The sequence below is a fragment of the Ancylomarina sp. genome (assembly GCF_041555295.1).
Classification (GTDB): Bacteria; Bacteroidota; Bacteroidia; order Bacteroidales; family Marinifilaceae; genus Ancylomarina.
Genome location: NZ_JBFFKR010000410.1, coordinates 1 through 2,306 on the forward strand (window position 1 = coordinate 1; position 2,306 = coordinate 2,306).

Annotated in this window: 3 protein-coding genes; all 3 read left to right on the forward strand. The window is 38.9% G+C overall.

From position 1 onward, the window contains the following. Positions 1 to 251 (forward strand): aminotransferase class III-fold pyridoxal phosphate-dependent enzyme (locus ABY905_RS16550; RefSeq protein ID WP_372645878.1); only part of this gene is annotated, 251 nt, incomplete at its 5' end. A 2-nt stretch (positions 252 to 253) separates the two neighbouring features. Beyond that, on the forward strand, positions 254 to 1,030 hold the full coding sequence (gene argB / locus ABY905_RS16555) for an acetylglutamate kinase (RefSeq protein WP_372645880.1): 777 nt from the start codon (positions 254 to 256) through the stop codon (positions 1,028 to 1,030). Further along, positions 1,030 to 2,103, forward strand: coding sequence for a M20 family metallo-hydrolase (locus ABY905_RS16560; RefSeq protein WP_372645882.1), 1,074 nt, complete (start codon positions 1,030 to 1,032; stop codon positions 2,101 to 2,103). Before argB ends, ABY905_RS16560 begins: the two co-directional genes overlap by 1 nt. Positions 2,104 to 2,306: the final 203 nt, after the last annotated feature.

A 2,306-nucleotide genomic window follows, 5' to 3' on the forward strand; every position in this document is an offset into this window, starting at 1 on the left:
GAGTTGGTGAATACCTTGAAAATGAACTGAAAAAGATCGTTGGAGAACAATCCATAAGAGCCAAAGGTTTGATGATAGGTATTGATTTGGAAAATATGGCTGAAATAAAGTCAGCTTTACTTTTTCAGAAGGGTTATTTTACTGGCGCTTCAGGGAACAAAACCTTGAGATTACTGCCGCCTTTGACAGTGACAATGGCCGATGCAAAGGAATTTATCAATGATTTTTCATCACTAATTGAAAAGCAATAGTTATGAAGAATTTAACGCTAGTAAAAATAGGAGGCAATCTGATTGATGATGAAAGCAAGTTAGCTGCATGTCTTGAAGCCTTTTCGAAGATAAAAGGCGCTAAGCTTCTGGTTCATGGTGGCGGTAAGTTGGCAAGTGATTTGGCTAAGCAATTAGGAATTGATTCCCCAATGATTGATGGACGAAGAATCACCAATGCCGAGACTTTAAAGGTGGTTAGTATGGTGTATGCAGGTCTGATCAATAAAAAGATAGTGGCAGGTCTTCAAGCATTAAATCAGCAAGCAATTGGTCTTTGCGGTGCGGATGATAATTTGATTTTGGCTGAAAAACGTCAGCATGCCAGTATCGATTATGGTTTTGTTGGTGATGTGCTCGAGGTGAATACTGAAGCTCTAGCGGCCTACATAGAACAAGATAAAGTTTTAGTTCTTTCGGCCATCACTCACGATGGAAAAGGACAGCTATTGAATACCAATGCCGATACGGTTGCAACGGAATTAGCTATTGCATTAAGTCAGCAGTATCAGGTTAAGTTGATTTATTCATTTGAAAAGGCGGGGGTTTTGATTAATCCTGAGGATGATATGAGTTTTCTGAAACGATTAGATATGAATCTATATCAGAAAATGAAGGAAAACGGATCAATAAACAAGGGAATGCTACCGAAGGCAGAGAATGCTTTTAGAGCTTTTGATAAAGGTGTACAAGTTATTATTGGAGATCTGTTGAGACTCGCTAAAGATGAATGTTGTGGCACCCAATTAATCGAATGTTAATGAAAAATTTAGAGATATATAAAGCTTTGGCAATTGAAACCTTAAAAGGTTTGATTACAATACAGTCCTACAGTAAGGAGGAATACTTAGCAGCTGATTTGATGGAGAAAGTTCTTAAAAGCTACCAATATGAAACCCACAGAAAAGGGAATAATGTTTGGGCCTTCGGGAAACACAATGCTGAGGGCAAAGCTTTATTGCTTTTAAACTCGCATTTAGATACCGTAAATGCGTCTGCATCCTGGACTAAGGATCCCTTTGAGCCATTGGTTGAAGATGGGAAATTATACGGATTGGGAAGTAACGATGCAGGAGGTTGTTTATGCTCATTGATGGCTACTTTCATAGCTCTTGATGAAATGGAGCAGCCTTACAACCTCGTATTTGCTGCTTCGGCTGAGGAAGAGATATCTGGAAAGAATGGATTTGAACTGATTCAGGACGAGATTGGAAAGATTGATATCGGCATAGTTGGTGAACCAACACTTATGCAGATGGCTATTGCTGAAAAAGGTTTGATGGTACTTGATGTCGAAGCTAAAGGAAAATCAGGACATGCTGCCAGAGGTGAAGGCGTGAATGCCATTGAGAAAGCCATGAAAGATTTGCAATGGTTTCAGACTTACAAGTTCGATAAGGAATCGGATATTCTAGGATCTGTAAAAATGACTGTGACTCAGATTGCAGCAGGAAGCCAGCACAATGTGGTACCTGACAGTTGTCGATTTGTTGTGGATGTGAGAAGTAATGAGCACTATAGCAATCAGGAACTCTTTGAATTGATTAATCAGCAAATCGAAAGTGATGTAAAAGCTCGATCTTTTAGAATGAATTCATCGTGTATCGACCTGAAACACCCGCTTGTTCAGGCTGGTATTAAGATGGGACGAAGCTATTACGGGTCGCCAACAACTTCGGATCAAGCCATCATGAAAGGCTTTCCAACTTTAAAGTTTGGGCCCGGTGATTCAGCTCGTTCGCATACAGCAGATGAGTTTATCTACTTGTCTGAAATAGAAGAAGGCATAGAGATTTATTACCAATTATTAAATGGCTTGGAAATACAAGGTTAAAGTGATAAAAGGATAAAGGAGCATATAGCTGACAGCAGTTAGCTATAAGCCCCAAAAAAATAGAGATATGAAACGAGCCATTTAGAATACTTTTTAAAACAGAAGTATGATTTCTAATGGCGAGTTCCATCTGACAAAAATTTAAAATTATAACAGATGAAACTTTGGGATAAAGGCACGAAGGTTAATCAGAATGTTGAAGA